The following is a 396-nucleotide window of genomic DNA, read 5'->3' on the forward strand; positions in this document are numbered from 1 at the left end:
AGGCACCAGAGCATGATCCCGAAAGTGGGAACCGGTTTTCGGAAAAGATCAAGCTCCAACTGATCAAAGAGAGAATGGCAGCCAAGACGATCATCAGCCGGCCCATTTACGGAACGCTGTCTCCGCAGCCGGGCAAGCACCACCTCTTCATCGCCGATGCCGAAGGCGCGCTGGCGATCACCGACATGGCCGGCAAGGCGCCGCCCGGCTTTTTCGACGGTGCCGAGATCGTCTGCATTCCAGGCCGGGAGGGTAAGCACATCGCTGCCCTGGAAGCCCTGAAGCCCGCGCAGCTCCACCTGCCGCCGTCCTTTGCCAGCCTCGTGCCGCGCCTGCGGCAAACGCTGACCAACGCCCATATGGGTCTGCGGATTTATCTCGCCGGCACCGAGGGCC

Annotated in this window: 1 pseudogene; it reads left to right on the forward strand. The window is 63.1% G+C overall.

Annotated elements, in window-relative coordinates:
• A pseudogene (locus EN874_RS32395) lies at positions 1 to 396 on the forward strand (hypothetical protein); the annotation flags it as partial.

Source organism: Mesorhizobium sp. M1D.F.Ca.ET.231.01.1.1, from assembly GCF_003999155.2.
GTDB lineage: Bacteria > Pseudomonadota > Alphaproteobacteria > Rhizobiales > Rhizobiaceae > Mesorhizobium.